This window comes from Polyangium fumosum, from assembly GCF_005144585.1.
Taxonomy (GTDB): domain Bacteria; phylum Myxococcota_A; class Polyangia; order Polyangiales; family Polyangiaceae; genus Polyangium; species Polyangium fumosum.
Window position 1 is genome coordinate 68,713 of sequence record NZ_SSMQ01000019.1, and the last position, 19,092, is coordinate 87,804.

Genomic DNA, 19,092 nt, shown 5'->3' on the forward strand with positions numbered 1-19,092 from the left:
TACGCCCGAGGCGGCCGGGAGAAAAGGCCGCTCGGCGCCTTCGTTTCAGGGGTCCTGGGTCCCAGGCGGGAGTTCGAGGACCCGAGGTGGGAGCGGCTCCGTCGTCACGGCGTCGCGGGCGCCGACCTCGGCGTTCACCTCGAGGACACGTGGGACGAGCGGCTCGGCCGTCAGCACGCCGCGGGTGGAGACCTCGACGTCGACATGGAGCTCGCGCGGCACGAGGGGCTCCTTGGAGCCATTGCGCACGTAGTCGCTCGGATCGAGCGGCTTCCGTGGTTCCTCGGGTGCGGCGATTGCCGGCTCCGGGGTCGCCACGTTCGTCGCTGTCCTCGTCGTGGGCCTGGTCGTCACCGGGGACGCGACAGGCGCGTGCTCGACGCCCACGGGGCTCGCCGCCGGACCTCGCGCCTCCGGCGCCTCGGCGAGGCGCGCGTGGAGGAACAGGGCCGACCCGACGACAAGGCCTGCGAGCGCGACGATCGTCATGACGCGCGCACGCCAGGCACGTTCATTCATTGTAATTCGAACTCTGGGCGCAGCGGAACCAGTGGGTTTCGTTCTTGTCGCAGTTGCCTTCGAAGTTGGTGAGGTTGCCCGTGTTGTTGATGCAGTACGCGTCGTCGTCGCCGGAGCGATTGCCGAGCCAGTCGCCGTTGAGCTGTCCACCGGTGCCGTACGTCTGCAGGATCCGGTAATGCTCGTTGTAGGTCGTGATGTGCCCGCCGAGCGCGGCGCAGACGTTTTGCGCGTTGTTGAAGTTTTGCTGGGAGAAATACGGCGTGACGCAGATCGTATTGGAGCGCGTGATGCCTCCGAGGTTCGTCGTGGTGGTGACGCCGTAGGCATTGAACGGAGCCGTGCAGTTCCTCGGGCCGGCGCCGATGAGCTGGAGCCAGGTCGTGGCGCCGGAGTTGTTCGTCTTGCGATACCAGAGGTCCTGGTCGAAGAAGCTGCCGCCGATCTGCATCGCGTAGTTGTTGCCGCCGTTCGAATGCCGCACGTCGATGAGGTGCTGCCAGCCCGACGCGTTCGGATAATAATTCGACGGCGCGGAGGTCTCGAAGAAGCCGCTCCGCGAGCCCGTCGCGTCGGCGTTGTCCTTCGTCTCGGTCCGCGTGAGGCCATTGCCCCAGTACACGATCCCGTCGGATCGGATGTTGCCGGTCGCGTGGACCTGCTCGGCCGGGTTCGCCGTGCCGACGCCGATGGTGCCGGGGAAATGGTTGATGCCCGACGTGCCGCCGTCGATGCGGAGCGCCGCGCCCGTGTCGTTGTGGATGCCGCCGCGGAACTGCGCCTGCGCCTCGAAGTACACAGTGCCCGAGTTGAAATAGGCGCCGCCGGGGACGTAGATGTACGAGCTCGCGACGATGTACGGGTTCGCCGCCGTGAACCGGATGTTGCCGCCGCCGTCGGCGCCGGCGGCGATGCGCAGGTAGCCGTTCGCGTGGATGTTCGACGCGGCGAACTGCTCGTAGCCCGTGCCGGGGTTGTTGTACGTGCGGACGATGCCGTCGCTGCCCATGCCGAGCTGCGAGGCGACGACGCCCGGCCAGTGGAACGCGATGCGCGGCGTCGCGGTCGTGCGGACCTCGATGGACGCCGTGTCGTAGACCGTGCCCACGCCGCCGGTGACGTCGAACCGGCCGGTGGTGGTCACCGTGGTGGCGTCGTCGGTGATGCTCGAATTGCCGCCGGTCGTGGCGCCGGTGAATTTGATGACGGTGTTGACCGTGCCATTGATGTTGGCCGAGCCGGCCGGGCCTTGCGGACCCTGCGCGCCTTGCGCGCCTTGCGGACCTTGCGCGCCTTGCGCGCCGGTGGCGCCGACAGGACCGGCGGGGCCCTGGGCGCCGGTGGCGCCAGCGGTACCTGCGGGGCCTTGCGGACCCATGGCGCCGGCGGGACCGATCGGGCCCTGGGTACCCTGGGGGCCTTGCGTGCCGGTGGGACCGATGGGGCCTTGGGGACCCACGGCGCCGGTCGCACCCACGGGACCGATCGGGCCCTGGGTACCCTGGGGGCCTTGCGTGCCGGTGGGACCGATGGGGCCTTGGGGACCCACGGCGCCGGTCGCACCCACGGGACCCACGGCGCCGGTCGCGCCGACGGGACCCTGGGGACCCACGGCGCCGGTCGCGCCTTGCGGACCGATGGGTCCAACCGCGCCGGTGGGGCCTACAGCCCCTTGCGGACCCATCGCACCCGTCGGGCCCATGGGTCCGATGCCTCCTTGAGCACCGGTGGCACCCTGTGGACCGATGGGTCCAACCGCGCCGGTGGGGCCTGCGACCCCTTGCGGACCCATCGCACCCGTCGGGCCCATGGGTCCGATGCCTCCTTGAGCACCGGTGGCACCCTGTGGACCGATGGGTCCAACCGCGCCGGTGGGGCCTACAGCCCCTTGCGGACCCATCGCACCCGTCGGGCCCATGGGTCCGACGTCTCCCTGAGCACCGGTGGCACCCTGTGGACCGATGGGTCCAACCGCGCCGGTGGGGCCTGCGACCCCCTGCGGACCCATCGCACCGGTCGGCCCCATGGGTCCGACGTCTCCCTGAGCACCGGTGGCACCCTGTGGACCGATGGGTCCAACCGCGCCGGTGGGGCCTGCGACCCCTTGCGGACCCATCGCACCCGTCGGCCCCATGGGTCCGACGTCTCCCTGAGCACCGGTGGCACCCTGTGGACCGATGGGTCCAACCGCGCCGGTGGGGCCTGCGACCCCTTGCGGACCCATCGCGCCCGTCGGGCCCATCGGACCCACGGCGCCGGTCACGCCGGTCGCGCCGGTCGCGCCGGCCGGACCCATCGGGCCCATCGGACCCGCCGGACCCATCACGCCCGCCGGCCCCATGGGTCCCATCGGCCCGACCGGACCCGCGGGACCCATGGGCCCCATCGCCCCCGCCGGACCCACCGCGCCCGCCGCGCCCGTCGGACCCATCGGCCCGACCGGACCCATCACGCCCGTCGCACCCACGGGACCCGCCGCGCCCTCCGCGCCCGTCGGGCCTTGTGGACCCGTCGGACCCACGAGCCCCGTCGGCGGACCCACCCACTCGCCGTTGTTGTTGATGACCTCGGTCCCGTTGACCGTGACGCTCGTCGGGTGGATGTCCCCGTTCACGTCGTTCGCCAAGAGCGCATACGGCACGCTCTGGATCGGCGCGCGCGGCTCTAACTCCGGATCGTCGGCGATCGTGATCCCCAGGTACCGCACCGACCCGTCGAACAGTTTGTCGAACGGCACGAGCGAGCCGAGCGAGACCGAGTAGAACCCCTCGTCGAAGTCGACCTTGTGCTCTTCGCTCCAGAGCGGCGTCTGCGCGTTCGGCGCGTCGTAGATCGCGAACCTCACCGTCAGCGAGCCGTGGATCGGCGCGTCGTCCGCGTCGAAGAGCCGCCCTTGGTTGGTGATCGTCAGGGGAACGGCCGCGTCCGCGCTCGAGGTGGCGCAGAGGCCACCCACCAGAACCGTGGCCGCGAGCAGACGGCGAATCGTGCGAAACCTCATGGGCGTCTCGTCCTCGCGGAGGCCGCCGGGGAAAAACCCGCGCGAGATCCCCCTCGACATCGTCACGCTACGCGTGTCCAGGGAGTCGCGTCAATGGTGTCGCGTGATGCCGCGCGCGCCTGAGATCGACGCCCCGCGTCAGCATGCCGCCGGCGGTTTGGCGTCCGCGGTCAGCCCACCACCAGGCTCATCCCATCCGCGAGCTTTTCGAGCGCCTCGCGCCTCGTCATGGTGACGCGCGCGATGGCGCGGGCGAGCGCGGCGATCGGCGGGCAAGCCTGCGTGTTCAGCCAATCTCGCGCCGGGACCCGCCCGCGGATCCACGGCCGCGTGGATTCGAGCCGCTCCATCAGCGCGCGCTCGCCGAACGCTCGGTAAAGGAACGCGGTATACGGGGAGGCGCCGAGGTCGAAGCTCGAAGGGCTCGCGCGCCCCTCTTCGAGCAGGCGGAGCAGGACGGGATCGAGGTCCGAGGAGGAATCCGGCGCCGGCTGCAGGAAGAGCTCGGCCCGCACGGGGTTCGTGTTGTTCTCGTCCGGAATGCCGCCGAGGAAAAGCTCGATGGGGGCGTCGCCGCCCGTGGCGCAGGCGAACGCCTCGATGAGCGCGATCGTATAAAGCTTCGCCCGCAGGTATCGCACGGCGAGCGAGATGTTGCGGCGGGCCTGGGCGATCCTCCGGGCGTGGACCTCCGGCGAGGGTTCGCCGCGGAACGCGTGGAAGACGCGCTCGGCGGCGAGGGTCGAGAGGAAGCCCTCCATGCGCTGCAAGGCGAGCCGATACTCCCCGTTTCGATAGACGTTCGGCATGTGGAGCGCGGGGTTGTTCTCGGGCAGGAGCCGCCAGGTATTGTCGAGGAACCGCGCCGGATCGGCCTCGGCGAAGTTCTCGACGTCGCGGTTCGCGAGCCGCACCGCCGCGCGCACCGCGTCTTCGCAGGCATTCGCGTCGAGCCCGGGGATCCCGAGGTCCCGCAGGCGCCCGGTCAGGCGATCGAACGTGGCCGTCTCGCGGAACGGCATCGTCGCCTCGATGGCGGCGGCGATCTCGGCGAGGTGGCGCGGCGGCAGGAAGGGCGCGAGGCACTTGGCCGCGACGAACGCGCTCGCGAGCTCGTTCAGGCCGGTCAGCGGCGTCAGCTCGTCGCCGGGCTCGCGGCCGAAGATCCGGGCGACGAGCGTCGCGGCCGGGTCTTCCAGCACGCCGAGCCCGATCCGATACCCCGTCCCATCCACGGGCGTGAGCAGCGGGCGGAGCAGATCGCTGATCATCCGAGGAAATCCCTGATCCACCTGCACGTACACGACATCGTGGAAGATGCCCGCGAGGGTCTCGATCGGGCCCATCCCCTCCGTGAGGGTCAGCACGTGCGCGTGGCTGTGGAATTCGCGGGACTGCCCCGACAGGGCCTCATGGACGAGGAACGTGGGGCGCTCGAGCTCCAGCGCGCTCGGGCGACCGCCGAGCCGCGTGAGTGCCTCGTCGAACCGGACGAGGAGCCGGTGGATCGTGGGGAGCGCGGCGTCCACGGACGGCAGAGGGAGCATGCCGTCCCATAACACACGTGTCCCTGCGCGTGGACCGTTTCTTTACATCCACATGCGAACGACCACTCCATACGTGCCCGGCCCCGGGCTCATCCCCACATCGGCGCCGCCGAGGAGGACCCGATGGTCCGCGTGGAGCCGGACGGTATGCAGGACCCCGTTCTCTCCCAGGTAAACCCGCAGGATTCCGTGCACCCCGAACGTGGTGTCGACCTTCCCGTCGCACGTGTAGCGCACGAGGACGGGCTCGACGATTGTTTCGATTTCCGGGGAATTGCCGACGACGAGGATACCTCCCCCGGGCAATACCACCATGTCCTCGGCTCGCATGTTGCCCGCGTGGCGTGGCCCTTCCGCGCGGCCCTCGGAGCCGAACGAGAGGTCGGGGCTGCCGTCCGCGAGGAAGCGGCGGACCACGAAAGCTGGGTCGTCCCCGCCGGTGTCGCCGGCCACGACCATGGTGCCGTCGGCAGAAGGCGCGACGGACACCGCGCGCTCGTGGTTCGTGTCACGGCCGGCTTCGATCACGCCATCGCCGCCGAACGAGGGATCGAGCACGCCGTCCGCCGTCAGGCGAAGCACGACCATGATGGTTCCCCCCTGGTCGAGGTCCGCGGTGCCGGCCACGAGAATGCGGCCGCTCGCGTCGAGGGCGACCGATTGGGCGTGCGCGGAGACGCCCACGGGGACGGTCACGTATCCCTTCGGTGCAGCGAACGTGGTATCGAGCGCGCCGGTCCGGGTGGCGCGGGCAATGAGAATCTCCTTGCTGCCGCGCCCACCGACCACGAGGATCTTGTCGTCCGGAAGAACCAGGCCATCCGTGACGGACTCCTCGTCGCCGAGGTCGATCAGGCTTTTCCCGTCGGTGCCGAACCCGGAGCCCCCGATCGACCCGTCCGGCTCGAAACGCACGAGCGCGATGTTCGCGGATTCGCCGTGGAACTTGTCACGGTGGCCCATCGCGACGATGCCGCCGTCGCTCTGGTGCCCGACGGCGACGGCATAGGCGGCGTCGGCGGTCGACGACGCGAACCCCGTGCCGGCCGTGCCATTCGTGCCGAACGTAGGATCGAGCCTCCCGGACGGGGTGAACCGGGTCAGGCGAAAACGAACGCCCCCGAGCCCGCCCGCGCCCCAGCCTGCCGCGAGGATTCGATCCCCCGCGACATCCAGCCCGAAATACCCGCCGTCATCGTCGGCCCCAAAGCTCACGCGGGCCATTCCGTTCTCGCCGAACGTATCGTCGAGCCTGCCCGCACGAAGGCTGGTCGCGGGGCACGAGGCAACGGCCTCGCTTGCGAGGGGAGACGCGTGGTTTTCGGATGGATCCGCGCCGCATCCGGCAAGGGTTGCGAGGGACGAGACGACCAGACCGGAAATCGCTCTGCGGGACCACGTCATGCACGGGAACGTCGAGCCGCTCCGCGTGCACGTCAAAGTCGCATCCATGTCCTCCCGTGTTTTCCTCTTCAGGCGCGCCTCGCGAGGCCGCTACGGTTTTTTTCGTTCGACCCGCAACCGATAGGGCCCCGCGTCCTTCTCTCTGTGCCCGTCGACGATGATCTTGTATTTTCGGGCCATGAGGTCCTGTTCTTTGATCAACGGGCGACGCGGCGTGCGCTCCACGACGCACGCATGCGTGTCCGTCTCGTCCTCGACGAGGATGTACAACACCGGCGTCCAGCCCGACGTCTCGACGCGGAAGAGGTAATCGCCGGCCTCCTTGATTTCGAGGAGCCATTCGTCGTCGTTGCCGTAGGCTGCGCAGACCGCGGAGTCGTCGGTGGATTTCGAGGTATCCCCCGCGACCTCTCGCCCGATCTCGAGGATGCCGCCATTCACGAGCGGCGCCTCCTCCTGGACGCGCAGCGTGTACGCGCCCGCGTCGCCGCCGAAGCCGTCGACGACGACCTGGACCTGCGCGCCTCGCGCGAGGGAAACGTGCACGATGGACGAGCTGTAGTAGCCGGCCCGATCATCATTGCAAGTGAGGAGCCCTCCGCCCGGCTGGTAAAGCGCGAGCGCACCGTCGTACTCGCTGTCGAGCTGCAAGGCATAAAGGCCGGCGTGCGGGGCCGTGAACGTCCAGGTCTCGTCCGGCGAGCCTTCCGCGATGACACAATTCAGGGAAAAACCGTCGTGCGCGCCGCTCGTATTTCCGCGCGCCGCGGCGCCGAGCGTCAACGCGCCACGCGCGCGTGACGGGCCTCGCGGGGCCGGCCGGGGGACGCCCCCTTCCGCGGAGTACCCGGCGACCCCGTCGGATACCAGGATCGCGAGATCGATCGCGCCTTGGCGCTGCCGTACGAGCACCGGCGCTAGCAGGGCCGTCACGCCGGCTCGCTCCATCGAAGGGGATCCCACGACCGCGGGGGCGTTGTTCGGACAACCCCGGAATCGATCGCTGAGCTTGTGATGCGTCGGCGGGGTGCAGAGGCGCACCGGGCCGGAAGCGCCGAAGACGAGCGCGCTGTCCACGAGCGACAGGCGGCCCTCCGGGAGCTCGTCGATCGGGAGGAGCGGCAGGCCCGTGTACGGCTCCGACGGACCCTCCAGCTTCGGCGCCTCGGTCCTCGGCTCGATGGGACCCGGCGCGAGCGGAGCGGGCTCGCCGATGGCGATACGCCCGTCGCTCAGCCGCGCGAAGAGATGCGCTTCGAGCGGAGCGTGGCCGTGGACCGATCGCCCCGCCGCGTCGTGCTCCGAGTCGAATCGACCGATCCCGGAGAGCCATCGCACCTTCTGGCGGAGCCAAGGCATATCGTCGTACGCGGGCTTGTCGGCGGACAGGACCGAGATGGCGCCCGAGCGCTGGACGACGACCCATACGGCGCGCTCATTGTCGAGCGTGCGGAGGGCGAGATGGCCCCGCGGCGGGAGCGCGACCACGCCGAGCGGGGCAGGCAGGGAGGGGCGTTCGAGGGAAGCCATCGGAGGAGGCGTTCGAGACGGCGCCGACGCCTTCGGTTTCGCCGCCGGCAACTCGAATGCGTACGCCGCGTGGGGCGGATCCGCGAGGTACACGAACCGCGGCAGCAAGATCCGTCGAGGGACGGCGATGACCTGCGCGATGCCCATCGCGATCAAAATACACGCGCCGCCGAAATACTTCCTCGAAAGCCTCAACGTGCCCGCGGCGTCGACCTCGACCGCATCGATCTCCGGCTCGCAGGCGCCGCCTTCATACGCCGCGCCGAGCACCACGTGGGTCTCGAAATCGACACGCGGCAGAGGGCCTTTGGCGTGGACGGCGCGCCAGAGCGAGCGCAGCTCGTCCTCGTTGGTCGCGAGCCACGCGCCCTCCGTCCCGTATTGCTGCGACCTGCCATTCGCGAGCACGCGCAGGCCGCCGGGCTCGGCGCTCGTCGCGCGGGCGATCACCCCGACGGGCTTCGGGACCTCCGAGAGCGGGCTGCCGCGGAGGGCGTCCGTGCAGCCCGCGAGCGAAAACGAGAGCGCGAGGAGGAGCGAACGGAACACGCGCGGCATGCGGGCAGCAAGACAAACTTCGTCCGGCATGTCAAGCGTGGCCCGGGGAGGGGGGAGGGGGGAGGGGAAGGCGCGAGCGCGCCCGCGGCCGAGCGCGCCCGTCCTCCGTCAGTTCTTGATGAATCCTTCGCGAATGTAGATCATCGGCGCGGCTGCCGTGTACTCGTATCGATAGTTGAAGCGCGATTGCTTGCGCGCCTCGGCGATGTACGCGTCGAGCGTGGCCTCCTTGCCGATCGCCCCGTGGTACGCGCCGAGGGTGCGCTCGGGATCCGGGTACGAGACGGCCGTGTTCGTGGCGTCCGTCTCCTTCGACGTCACGAGCCACTCGTCGTAGGATTGACCGGTCGCGTTCGCGCCGAATTCGAACCAGCCCTTCGCGGGCGCGCTCGAATGCCAGTGGTTCCCGAGGAAGCTCACGCCGGCGTTGTACGGCTGGTTGAAGAACCGCGCGAGCTCCTCGCCCCGGAGCGGCGATTGGACATCGTTGGCCTCGACCTTCACGTTCGTGAGCGCCGTCGTGGAGAAGCGGATCCCGCCGCGCCAGTCGTAGACGATGTTGTTCCGGATCGTGAGGTCCTTGATCGCCTCGTCCGGGACCTGCATCGGGTCGTACTTGCGCGTGAGTTCGAATGCGGCGTGGTTGCTCCCTACGGTCTTGTCGTGCGCGAGGATGTTGTTCTCGACGACCGCCGACTTGATGTTGCCGATCTGGATCCCGACCCCGCGCGTCTCGACCTCCGTGATGTCGCCCGATTCACCCACCACGTTGCCGGTCACGGTGCCGGTGACGCCGCCGGAGAGCGGGGTCGCCGGCCCATTCGTCAAGCCAAACGAGAAGCCGATGGGATTGGCGATGACGAGGTTATTGTCCACGGTGCCGCCCGCGCGCGCCTGGAGCCCGTGGCTCGCGGCGCGCGTCGTGATGTTGCCGCGGATCGTCACCTTCGAGCACGACGGCTGGATGTAGACGTTGTGGTTGGAGATCGTCGCATTCGCGCCGGGCACCTGCGAATTCCAGCCGTTGTGGTCGAAGACGTTCCCTTCGAGGACGAGCACGTCGACGTTCGTCGCCGTGAGGCCCTCGGCGTCGTCGGTGGTCACGCTCGGATTCGGATCCTCGAGTTTGTATGCGTCGACGATGACCGAGCGGCGCAGCCGGACATTGTTGATTTTGCCCTCGACCCCCTGGAGGCTCAGGTTGTTCGTGTAGGACTGGATCATCAGATCCTCGAAGAGCAGGTCGCCGCCCTTCGCCAGCCACACCACGCCCTCGTCGCCCGCCGGGCCCACGAAATCGGGGCTGGCGGGGTCGCGGGTGTTCGCGTGGAAATGAATCCCCACGAAAGCGAGGTGCTGGAGCGTGGGGCCGGCGTCCGCGGAGAGCCCGCGCTTCGCGCCCGTCTTGAGGAGCGGGCGCGCGACGGCGTCGCCGTACGTCGAGACGACCATCAACTCCGACGTGCCTCGGCCCGAGAGCGTCCACGTGCCGAGCCCCTCGTTCCAGGCGTCGCCGCGCTTGAGGAGCAGCCAATCCGGGAAGCCGTCGCGCAGGAGCTGCTTGCCCTTGGCGATCGTCTTGACGGCCTTCTCCGGCGAAAGGCCGTCGTTGTCGTCGCTCCCATCCGAGCTCGATACGTAGATCTTTTGCGTGTCGTCGCTCTCCTTGAAGTTGGTCCACCCGAGGGTCGGATCCCAGGGCGGACCCGCGTCCGCGGCGCCACTCCCTCCGGCGCCCCCGTCGCCGCCCGTGCCTCCGACGCCGCCCGTGCCTCCGACGCCGCCCGCGCCGCCCGTGTGGGTCCCCGTGGAGTTCGATCCGCTTGCGCTCGGGCCGGGATCCGTGCCGCAGCCCTGCGTGAAAGCGAACGCTCCGAGGAGCCCCAGGAGCACGGGGGCCGCGGCGAATGAAGTCGAACGAGTGATCTTCGAAAGCATGAAATTCTCCAGCGCGCGCCCCTCGCCGGGATGACGAGGGAAGGAATCGATCTCACGGAGTTTTGCGCAGTCCGTCAAGCGTCGTGGAGGTCGTTTCCGTGCGATACGAAAACGTGGTGTCTGGCCATTGACGCGGGGAGGGGCTTGACACCGCGCGTCCTCGGGTCTTCGATGCACCCCTTTCGGACCTGCTTCAGGAGATCCACCGCATGCAATCGATTCGCCCGTGCCGGCGTGCCCTGCTCGCGCCGCTCCTCCTGCTTCCGTTCAGCGCTGCCTGGGGCGGCGCGGGGTGCAGCGGCGAGGAGCCGCCGGGGGCGTCGTCCGGGCCCGCGCGAGCCGAATTCACGCCCCGCGAGATCCCGCGCGAGGCGGCGGCGCTGCGCGCGCGTTTCCCGGCGCAGGCGGCGCGGATCCTCGACGCGGACGCGCTCTTCGTGGGCGGCGAGGAGGGGTTTTCCCCGGCGCCGAGCGGCGCGCAAAACGCGCGCTGGGTCCGGTCGCCGGCCTTCCCGGGCGAAGATGCGATCGAGGAGGCTCATGCGGAGACGAGGCCTTTGCCGAGCGGCCTCCGCGTGCAGCTCCCGCGTCGCGCCGAGGATCCGGTGCGCTTCGAGCTGCCCGGGGATGTTTCGGTGCACGTGCGGGAGATCGGCGCGGGGGGCGAGGGCGCGATCGCCGCGCACGCGGTCGTGTACGGGCGAGCGGACGGGACTTCGTTCTGGACGGCGACCGGAGCGGGATACGAGGAATGGTTGTGGCTGGAGCAGGGCGTCGCGGCGGCCGATCACGCGGCGGTCGCGTGGACGATCGAGGGCGCCGAGGTGCGGCAGGCGGGCGACGCGGTGGAGCTCTTCGATGGCCGCGGCGCCTCGCGAATCCGCGTGACGGCGCCGGAGGCGTTCGCGGCTTCGGGCCGGGCCGTCGCGGCGCGGCTCGTCGCGCGCGGCGATACGATCGAGTTATGGGTCGACGCAAACGGGGAGGAGGTGCTCGTCGATCCGGCGTGGGCGCCGACCGGGGCCCTCAATGAGGTACGAGCCTATCACACCACGAATTTGCTCCCGAACGGCAATGTCCTCGTGGCCTCGGGGCACAATGGGGTGAGTTATGTGGCGTCCAGCGAGCTCTACGATCCCGCCACCGGGACCTGGACGTATGCGGGGTCCTTGATGTATGGGCGCGCCGGGCACCAGTCGGCCGTCCTCGCGGGGGGGCGGGTGCTCATCACCGGAGGCTGGGACGGCGGCGCGGATTGCCTCCGGTTCACCGAAATCTATACACCTTCGACGAAGACGTGGTCCCTCGCGGCCCCCCTCGGCGTCGCGCGATGCTCCGTCTCGGTCACGCTGATGGCCAATGGCAAGGTGATGGCCGCGGGCGGCATGCCGTACAACGGCCAGATGGCGATGGCCACGGCAGAGGTGTACGATCCGATCTCGAACATCTGGACGCCGACCGGGCCCATGAACGAGCCGCGCGTCACGCACGCGCTCCAGGCGCTCCCGAATGGCAAGGTGCTCGCCATCGGCGGCGCGCCGAGCCCGACCTCGCCGGCCTATGTCTCCGCAGAGATCTACGATCCGACGACGAACACCTGGACCACCGTCTCGTCGATGAGCGCGGCGCGCGCGCAGCACACGTCGACGCTCCTGCCGACGGGCCACGTCCTCGTCGCGGGCGGGACGAGCTCGTCGAATGGCGCCATCGACACCGCGGAGCTTTATGATCCGGCGACGAACGCCTGGACGTCCGCGGGCGTGATGAGCGAGGCGCGGCGCCTCCACACGGCCACGTTGCTCCCAGGCAACCAGGTGCTCGTCACGGGCGGGATGCGCCCCGACACTTCGTCGTCGGACACCACGGACATCTATCATGTCGAGCTGAACACCTGGACCCCGGCCGGCGCGCTGGTCGGCGCGCGCCATCGCCATGGGGCGGCGCTGCTCGGGATGGGCACAGTCCTCGTCGCAGGGGGGCAGCATGGCCTGGGGTACATTGGCACCGCGGAGCTGCTGACCGGGGCCGACGCGCTCGGCGCGGCCTGCGGCATTGGCCTCGATTGCCAGAGCGGCTTCTGCGTCGACGGCGTCTGCTGCGATACTGCGTGTCATGCCGGCGCCTGTGATGCCTGCTCCGTCGCCGCCGGCGCCGCCGCGGATGGCACCTGCGCGCCGCTCACCGGCCCCAGTTGCGACGACGGCAATGCATGCAGCGAGAAGGACGTCTGCCAGAGCGGCGTGTGTGTCGGGACGGACGTCGTCGTTTGTCCTTCGCCGAGCGACGCCTGCCATGTGCAGGGCACCTGCGATCCGCAGACCGGTTTCTGCTCGACCCCGAGCGCGCCGGACGGGACGGCTTGCAGCGATGAGAATGTCTGCACCACGGAAGACGTTTGCCAGGCGGGGACCTGCACGGGCAAAAGCTCCGTCGTTTGCGCCCCGTCGGACGATTGCCACGTCGCCGGCGTGTGTGATCCGGTGACCGGCTGCTCGAATCCCGCGAAGCCCGACGGCGCGGCCTGCAACGATGCCAACGCGTGCAGCAAGACGGACATTTGCCAGGCGGGCATATGCGTCGGGACGAGCCCGGTCGTCTGCGCCCCGATCGACGCTTGCCATGACATCGGCACGTGCGACCCCGTCACCGGGCAATGCTCCACGCCGCTCAAACCGGAGGGCGCGGCTTGCGACGACGGCAATGCCTGCACGCAGACGGACGCGTGCCAGGCCGGCGTTTGCCTCGGCGAGGATCCGATCACGTGCGCGCCGCCCGACGCCTGCCACGAGGAGGGCGCTTGCAATGTCGCGAGCGGCATGTGCGCATATCCCGCCAAACCCGAAGGCGCGGCCTGCCCGGGGGGCACGTGCGCGGCGGGCGTGTGCGTGCACGACGGCGTTGGCGGAGGCGGCGGCACGGGCGGCGCGGGTGGTTTGGGAGGCGCTGGCGGCAGCGGCGGCGAAGGCGGCACGGGCGGCGCCGGCGGGAATGGGAGCGGCGTCGGCGGGGGCATGGGCGGCTCGAATGCCGGCACAGGCGGGGACGCGGGCACCGGCGCGGGCGGGAGCGACCTGATCATGGGCGGCGGCTGTAGTTGCAGGACGAACGGAATCACGCCGACGGGCTTCCCGGCGGCGACGGCGGCGCTCCTTCTCGGGTTTGCCGTGCGGCGTCGACGCGGGCGAGCGAGGTAGACCGTTCCGTATCGGAGAGTCGTGTTCGGGCGCAAAATCGCTTGACAAGGGCTGGTCACTTCGCAGACGGTGGCCCGCAATGCGTCCGGACAATCACATTCGCATGAGCTGGGTCCTCCTTGCCGCCCTTGTCGGGGCCGGCATGGGGTGCGGAAACAAGGAGGGCGCCGGGGGGGGCGCTGCGCCGGGAACTTCCGTTGCTTCGTCGGCCGCCGCGCCTGCATCCACGGGGGCGGCGCCCGCTGGCGGGAGTGAGGGGGCGGCCGTGCAGCCGACGACGCCCCCCTCGACGAAGAGCATTCAGGTCAGCATCAAGGACCTTCAGCTCTTCCACCCGTACTCGTCCGAGCGCGCGATGCCGAGCGTGCGCGACAATGGCACGTTCAGCACGCGCGACCAGAATTCCGCGTATGGCCTCGGCATCATCATCGAGGCGACGAACGACACGGGCGAGGTGCTCTCCGACGCGTGGTTCGAGGGCAGCCTGCGCTTCGTCAATGGCGACCGCGAGGTCGAGTGCAAGTTCAGCCCCGATTCGGTCGGCGACCTCTACAACACCACGTACACCCTCCATTTCAACAACGTGCCCGACGACGCGAAGGCCGACCCGTTCACGGGCGAGAAGCCCTCGGCCTGGCGGAACGAGAGCAACTCGACGAACGAGAGCGTCTGGCGGCCGGGGGAGAAGATCCGGCTCGTGTCGCGGAAGAACGAGTGCGAATCGGTCGTGATCGCGGACATGCCGCCCTCGCAGATCCGGGGTCGCATCGTGGTCAAGGCGAACAAGGTGTTCGTGAAATCGTACGCCTCGGTGTTCGACGAGGGGGCCTTCGATCTGGCGCTCGTCGGGGATTCCGTGCGCATCCGCGACAAGGCGTCGGGCCACGTCGCCTTCGTGCCCGTCCGCGAGGAGGCGGAGGGCAATCGGAGCGCGCGCAACAACGTCCTCACGATGACGGCGGCCAAGGACGCGTCGAAGGACGCCCCTGCCGTGCCGCTGACGCACCTCGAGCTGCGTTATCCGATCCGCTACACGCGGGCGGACATCCTCGAGGCCGCGCCGCTCGAATTCGACCTGCCGCCGCCGTCGATGACGATGCAAATGGTCAAGCTCCCGAGCGGGGAGATGGTGCACGCGTCGGGCAACGTCCTCGTGTACGTCAAGGAAAACAAGGTCGTCTACCAGGACATGGCGAAGGCGAAGCTCAGCCTGCTCGGCGTCTCCCGCGAGGACGTGCCGGGGGCGAGGCCCGAGGTGTCGTTCACGAAGAACGAGCTCTCCGGCTCGGTGAAGAACGCGACGATCACCGATCACGTGGACGATTCGGCGCTTTCGAAGGGGCAACGCAAGCTCAGCGTGACGTGGAACCTGCACCTGCAGGGCGACGGCATTGATCGGCGCCTGCGGGTTCCGTTCGACATCGCGTCGAGCGAATACGAGAAGGCGGCTGCGGACCTCCAGAAGGCCGACGGCGGAGACGCCGCCGCGGTGGCGGACGCGAAAGCGGCCGAGGCGAAGGCGAAGGCCGCGAAGAGCGCGGCGGAGACGAAATACAAGAGCGGCATGAAAGGCGAGCGCGAGAAGCTCGCGAAGGCCTTCGTGTGCGCCGAGGTGAAGATCGCGACGAACCGCGGGACGAAGAGCCCGTCCAATGGAAAGGCCGTGGGCGAGGCGTGCAAGGCGCTCGTCACGGGCAGCGACGACCTCGAGGTGACGATCACGTACACGCTCGATCGGTACGAGATCCCGGTCGCGCTCGTGTACTCGCTCGGCGGTGATTTCACCTGGAACCCCATCGCGAGCGCGCCCCTGCTCCGGCTCGATCCTCGCTGAGCGGGAGTTCCCCAGGCTGCTGCGCGCCTGGGGAACACCCTCGGAGCCGTTTTTGGGCGGCTCTGCGTGTCAGCAGAGCCGCTCGCATGGGTACTGTCCACGCACGTTCGCCAGGAAATACCGCCCGAGCGAGGGTGCGTGGAGCAGCTCGTCGTGCACCTCCGGGGGCACGCCGCTGTAGCGGTAGAGCCTGCCGTCCTTGAATTCGAGGTCGAGCTCGTGCGCCTCGGGGTTGTACCCGACGCTGCGCAGGCTCGTGGACGTCACCGAGACGCGCGGCGGGAAGTCCTCGGCTGCCTCCGTTTCACACGGACGAACCCAGTCCGTGGGCAAACCCTGATCACCGATGCTGGAGCGGCGGTTCTGCATGCAGACCACGTTCCGCGACGAACGTGCCCTCGCCGGGACGAACCTGCTTGTCTCGTTTGTCCGCGGGCGTTTGCCGCAGGTCCCCTCACGGAGCCCTCCGTCGGACGCGTCGGCCGAGACGGGCGAGCAGGGTTGACGGCGCCGGGGGGCCTGGGATACGCCAAAGAGCATGTTCGTTCGTGCTCGAAGCATGCTCCTCGTCGCGCTCGCCCTGTCGCCGTCCGCTTGCACGAAAAAAAAGGACGACGCCGTGGACCTCGCGGGGTTGCGGCCGATCACGATGGAGATCGTGGTGGTCGACGATGAGCTCGAACCTTTCGCGAAGCCCACGGGCACGCTGCCCGAAAGTGTTTCCGTGCGTGCCGAGCAGAGGCTCTCGCGGTCGGGTCTTCCCGTGACGCTCCAATACGCCATGCTCATCAAGAAGCCGGGCGAGACGTACGTCCAGGCAAAGGAGCGCTTCTCGCCGTGGCTCTCGACGTTGCCTCTCCCGGCCGGCCACAGGTTCGTCCTCGGCGACGTGATGGAGGAAGACGAGACGGGGGAGCCGCGGCCCATTGGCCTTCGCACGTACGTGGTCGCGGGAGGAGCGATCGTGACCCACGCAAACGTGGTCGACGCGATGGTGCTCGAGGACGACGGAAAAGGGCCGGTGCAGGCGCCGGTCGTGCTCGTGACGCTCGACGCCGCGGGCGGCGAGCGGTTTCACGCGGCCACGCGGGAGCATGTGAAGGAGCGACTCGCCATCGTGGTGAACGACAAGGCGATGAGCGTGCCCGTCGTGCAGGGGCCCATTCCGGGCGGGCGGGTGTCGATTTCGATGCATGGCTACGACGAACACGCGGTGGCCGAGGCCCGGCGGCTCGCCGCGGTGCTGCGCCGCAAACCGAATTGACGCGGGTCGTTGCGAGCAGACGCGAGGGGCGCCGGCATGACCTCTGCATCCCGGGGCGCGTCCGGGCGCACGAGGGTGCGTCCGCGGCAGACTGGAGCATGAAGGTGATAGGGAAGGAGAAATCGAGACCCGACGATCGAAGCGAGCCGGAGGTCCCCCCGAGCGGCCCGCCTCGGTCGCCGCAGGCCGACGCCGAGGGCCACATTCCCCCGAACGCCCTGCATACGCCGACGCCCCCAGAGACACAGCCCTCGAACCCGAGGCATTACGAAAAAATACCCAAGCTGCCGGGGGACCCGTAGGTCTAAGCGCGCGCGCTGGTACGGCGACGCGTCGGGGCCTGGGCCTCTGCCGGGGCGCGCGCCAGCATTTCGCGGCGCAGCTTCGGCAGCTCCTTCTTCGGCAACCTGCGCACGAGATCCGCGATCCGGCCTCGATCGTCCTCTTCGGGGAACGTCACGAGATCCATCGGGAGCGCTTCGAGCGCACGCGCGATGCGCTCCAGCGTCTCGACCGTGATCGCCGCGAGCCCGTGCTCGACGCTGGAAAGATGGCCTTTGGATAGACCACCCGCGTCCGCGAGCTGGGCCAGAGACAGGTTCCGCTCGACGCGCAGCGCGCGGATACGGGCACCAATCTTGGAAGTGAAGGGAGCAGCCGTCTTTCTTCTAGGCATGTTCGAGACTATGCCACAACCAAGATCCCAGCCAAACATGATTTCGTCATGCGCAACGAAGTTTTACTTAGGCGAACATTCATTGTTGTCACGGCCGACGCGCACATCCACGGCTCTGGATCGCGGGCGCGGAGCGAGCGCGCAGGCCGCGCTTTTGCGCGCGAGCGGCTTCGGGCGCGCGCGGCGCCCGCGCGGCCTCCACACGCGTGATGCCTCAATGGTGTCTTGTGATTCCGACCGTGACGTACCATGACGCGAACATGGCTACGCATGCGCCGCTCGAGAGGGCACTACCTCGCACCGTGGCGGCGTGCGCTCTCCCGCTCGCGGGGACGCGGCACGACCATGATGCATTGCTCCATGCCATCGGAGATTCGACGCTCGTTCTTCTCGGCGAGGCGTCGCATGGGACGCACGAGTTCTACAGCGAGCGCGCGCGCCTGACGCGCCGGCTCATCGAGGACAAGGGTTTCTGCGCGGTCGCGGTCGAGGCCGACTGGCCGGACGCCTATCGTATCAATCGTTTCGTCCGAGGCAGGGGCCCGGACCCCGGGCCCCTCGAAGCGCTCGGCGGATTCGAGCGGTTCCCCGCGTGGATGTGGCGAAACACGGACGTCCTCGATTTCGTGAAGTGGTTACGGGAGCACAACGACGCGCACCCGCACCGCGCCGCCGGGTTCTACGGGCTCGATCTCTACAGCATGAACACGTCGATCGATGCCGTGCTCGCTTATCTCGACCGGATCGATCCCGAAGGGGCCGAGGTCGCGCGGCGGCGGTACGGGTGTTTCGAGCTTTTCGGCCACGACACGCAGGCGTACGGGTATGCGACGAGCCTCGGGATGGCGGCGTCGTGCGAGGACGAGGTCGTCCGGCAGCTCATGGAGATCGAGCGGCGCGCGCCCGAGTACGCTCGCCGCGGCCCGGACGAGGAGGGCGAGGACGAGGCCTTTTTCGCAGAGCAGAACGCGCGCCTCGTGAGGAACGCGGAGCGGTATTATCGCGCGATGTTCCGCGGCGGGGCCGCCTCGTGGAACCTGCGCGACGAGCACATGGTCGAGACGCTCGATGCGCTGCGGGCGCACCTCGGGCGTCGTCGCGGCGCCCCCGCGAAGGTCGTCGTGTGGGCGCACAACTCGCACCTCGGCGACGCGCGGGCGACGCAGATGTCCCGCGAGGGCGAGCTCAATGTCGGTCAGATCGTGAAGGAGCGCCACCCGGACGTGTTTTCGATCGGGTTCACCACGTATGCGGGGATGGTCTCCGCGGCGTCGGGTTGGGGCTCCGAGGTGGAGCAAAAACGCGTGCGTCCCGCCCGTCCCGACAGCTACGAGGCGATCCTGCATGCCACGGGGCTCGAACAGTTCGCGCTCCTCTTGCGGGATCCGAGGCTCTCGCCGCTCCATGCAGAGCGGCTCGAGCGGGCGATCGGGGTCGTGTATCTGCCAGCGAGCGAGCGGGCGAGTCATTATTTTTATGCCGATCTCGCCGCCCAGTTCGACGCGGTCATTCATTTCGATCTGACGCGCGCCGTCGAGCCCCTCGAAAAGACCGCGCGCTGGGAGGCCGGCGAGGCGCCGGAGACGTACCCGACGGGGCTCTGAGCCGCCTCTTCGAACGAAGGGGC

General features: G+C 69.1%; 13 protein-coding genes. 5 read left to right on the forward strand and 8 right to left on the reverse strand.

Annotation, left to right across the window (positions count from 1 at the left end):
* Positions 1-45: 45 nt before the first annotated feature.
* Entirely contained in the window at positions 46-519 is a 474-nt protein-coding gene (locus E8A74_RS19590) for a hypothetical protein (RefSeq protein ID WP_136930558.1), read from the reverse strand.
* The gene (locus E8A74_RS54840; protein WP_232379662.1) at positions 512-1,897 is read right to left on the reverse strand and encodes a C-type lectin-like domain-containing protein; all 1,386 of its coding nucleotides are present in this window, start codon (positions 1,895-1,897) and stop codon (positions 512-514) included. Before E8A74_RS54840 ends, E8A74_RS19590 begins: the two co-directional genes overlap by 8 nt.
* Before the next feature lie 1,183 nt (positions 1,898-3,080).
* Here E8A74_RS54840 and E8A74_RS54850 point away from each other — a divergent pair.
* Positions 3,081-3,281 (forward strand): hypothetical protein, encoded by a 201-nt coding sequence (locus E8A74_RS54850; RefSeq protein WP_232379663.1) that lies wholly within the window; start codon positions 3,081-3,083, stop codon positions 3,279-3,281.
* Positions 3,282-3,690: 409 nt separating this feature from the next.
* Here E8A74_RS54850 and E8A74_RS19600 read toward each other — a convergent pair whose 3' ends face one another.
* The 4 genes from E8A74_RS19600 to E8A74_RS19615 all read right to left on the reverse strand — a co-directional run bounded on the left by E8A74_RS19600 (position 3,691) and on the right by E8A74_RS19615 (position 10,497).
* Positions 3,691-5,067, reverse strand: a complete 1,377-nt coding sequence (locus tag E8A74_RS19600; RefSeq protein ID WP_136930560.1) for a hypothetical protein — start codon at positions 5,065-5,067, stop codon at positions 3,691-3,693.
* 42 nt (positions 5,068-5,109) lie between these two features.
* Positions 5,110-6,282 carry a hypothetical protein gene (locus E8A74_RS19605; RefSeq protein WP_170229228.1) on the reverse strand — a complete coding sequence of 391 codons (1,173 nt, stop codon included), beginning with the start codon at positions 6,280-6,282 and terminating at the stop codon, positions 5,110-5,112.
* Positions 6,283-6,561: 279 nt separating this feature from the next.
* Positions 6,562-8,550, reverse strand: coding sequence for a hypothetical protein (locus tag E8A74_RS19610; protein WP_136930562.1), 1,989 nt, complete (start codon positions 8,548-8,550; stop codon positions 6,562-6,564).
* 117 nt (positions 8,551-8,667) lie between these two features.
* Positions 8,668-10,497: a right-handed parallel beta-helix repeat-containing protein gene (locus E8A74_RS19615; RefSeq protein WP_136930563.1), complete on the reverse strand. Its 1,830-nt coding sequence runs from the start codon at positions 10,495-10,497 to the stop codon at positions 8,668-8,670.
* A gap of 209 nt (positions 10,498-10,706) precedes the next feature.
* On the opposite strand from E8A74_RS19615, the gene E8A74_RS19620 reads away from it, so the two are divergent.
* Together E8A74_RS19620 and E8A74_RS19625 are read left to right on the forward strand one after the other, a co-directional pair.
* Positions 10,707-13,691, forward strand: coding sequence for a Kelch repeat-containing protein (locus E8A74_RS19620; RefSeq protein ID WP_136930564.1), 2,985 nt, complete (start codon positions 10,707-10,709; stop codon positions 13,689-13,691).
* A gap of 265 nt (positions 13,692-13,956) precedes the next feature.
* Positions 13,957-15,525 carry a hypothetical protein gene (locus E8A74_RS19625; RefSeq protein WP_136930565.1) on the forward strand — a complete coding sequence of 523 codons (1,569 nt, stop codon included), beginning with the start codon at positions 13,957-13,959 and terminating at the stop codon, positions 15,523-15,525.
* Positions 15,526-15,594: 69 nt separating this feature from the next.
* On the opposite strand, the gene E8A74_RS19630 is transcribed toward E8A74_RS19625, so the two are convergent.
* Positions 15,595-15,894, reverse strand: a complete 300-nt coding sequence (locus tag E8A74_RS19630; protein ID WP_136930566.1) for a KTSC domain-containing protein — start codon at positions 15,892-15,894, stop codon at positions 15,595-15,597.
* 169 nt (positions 15,895-16,063) lie between these two features.
* On the opposite strand from E8A74_RS19630, the gene E8A74_RS19635 reads away from it, so the two are divergent.
* Entirely contained in the window at positions 16,064-16,789 is a 726-nt protein-coding gene (locus E8A74_RS19635; protein WP_136930567.1) for a SecDF P1 head subdomain-containing protein, read from the forward strand.
* 304 nt (positions 16,790-17,093) lie between these two features.
* Here the strand turns inward: E8A74_RS19635 and E8A74_RS19640 are convergent, their stop codons facing one another.
* Positions 17,094-17,465, reverse strand: a complete 372-nt coding sequence (locus E8A74_RS19640; protein WP_170229229.1) for a helix-turn-helix domain-containing protein — start codon at positions 17,463-17,465, stop codon at positions 17,094-17,096.
* Positions 17,466-17,725: 260 nt separating this feature from the next.
* Between E8A74_RS19640 and E8A74_RS19645 the strand changes: the two genes are divergently transcribed.
* The gene (locus tag E8A74_RS19645; RefSeq protein WP_136930569.1) at positions 17,726-19,069 is read left to right on the forward strand and encodes an erythromycin esterase family protein; all 1,344 of its coding nucleotides are present in this window, start codon (positions 17,726-17,728) and stop codon (positions 19,067-19,069) included.
* Positions 19,070-19,092 lie beyond the last annotated feature (23 nt).

Excerpts from the sequence above, each read along its gene's own strand:
- E8A74_RS19640 (WP_170229229.1), bottom strand. The coding sequence starts at position 17,465 with ATGCCTAGAAGAAAGACGGCTGCTCCCTTCACTTCCAAGATTGGTGCC.
- E8A74_RS54850 (WP_232379663.1), top strand. The coding sequence starts at position 3,081 with ATGACCTCGGTCCCGTTGACCGTGACGCTCGTCGGGTGGATGTCCCCG.
- E8A74_RS19590 (WP_136930558.1), bottom strand. The coding sequence starts at position 519 with ATGAATGAACGTGCCTGGCGTGCGCGCGTCATGACGATCGTCGCGCTC.
- E8A74_RS19620 (WP_136930564.1), top strand. The coding sequence starts at position 10,707 with ATGCAATCGATTCGCCCGTGCCGGCGTGCCCTGCTCGCGCCGCTCCTC.
- E8A74_RS19615 (WP_136930563.1), bottom strand. The coding sequence starts at position 10,497 with ATGCTTTCGAAGATCACTCGTTCGACTTCATTCGCCGCGGCCCCCGTG.
- E8A74_RS19635 (WP_136930567.1), top strand. The coding sequence starts at position 16,064 with ATGTTCGTTCGTGCTCGAAGCATGCTCCTCGTCGCGCTCGCCCTGTCG.
- E8A74_RS19600 (WP_136930560.1), bottom strand. The coding sequence starts at position 5,067 with ATGCTCCCTCTGCCGTCCGTGGACGCCGCGCTCCCCACGATCCACCGG.
- E8A74_RS19645 (WP_136930569.1), top strand. The coding sequence starts at position 17,726 with ATGGCTACGCATGCGCCGCTCGAGAGGGCACTACCTCGCACCGTGGCG.
- E8A74_RS19630 (WP_136930566.1), bottom strand. The coding sequence starts at position 15,894 with ATGCAGAACCGCCGCTCCAGCATCGGTGATCAGGGTTTGCCCACGGAC.
- E8A74_RS54840 (WP_232379662.1), bottom strand. The coding sequence starts at position 1,897 with ATGGGTCCGCAAGGCCCCGCAGGTACCGCTGGCGCCACCGGCGCCCAG.